The organism is Oleiphilus sp. HI0128, from assembly GCF_001635365.1.
Genome location: NZ_LWGG01000283.1, coordinates 1 through 454, shown reverse-complemented (window position 1 = coordinate 454; position 454 = coordinate 1). Strand labels below are relative to the sequence as shown.

Here is a 454-nt window from a genome sequence, read left to right as displayed (position 1 = left end):
GAAAGAGCGAGCAGACAAGGCACTATATAGTGCAAAATTGAATGGTAGAAACCAGGCAGTTTCAAGCGAGCTAAATGACACCCTAACTACCTTGCCGATAAGTCACGCACATTAACAGCCACCAAAACCAACATCACGCTTTCTGAAGTAAAAATTTCGAAATTACACTTAGGAAACCCCTGTTATCCAGAGGTTTCGCTAAGGACTCTAGACCAGCCTCAATTGTATTAGCAGGGATTCGGTCGCGACGATCATTCATTAAGGCTTCAGAGTATTCACAAGTCCATTCCGGGTGCCCTTGGATACTAATCAAGGAATCACTCCATTGAACGGCAAAGTATGGACAAAAATCACTTGTCGCTAGAAGCTTGGATTCTTGCGGTATATTCTGGACTTGATCTTGATGGCTAACAATCATATTAAGGGCATTTCCCTCAAAGCCTAAGTCATAGGC

Annotated in this window: 1 pseudogene; it reads right to left on the bottom strand. The window is 43.2% G+C overall.

From position 1 onward, the window contains the following. Positions 1 to 133: 133 nt before the first annotated feature. Positions 134 to 454 (bottom strand): annotated as a pseudogene (locus tag A3763_RS28025) (hypothetical protein); the annotation flags it as partial.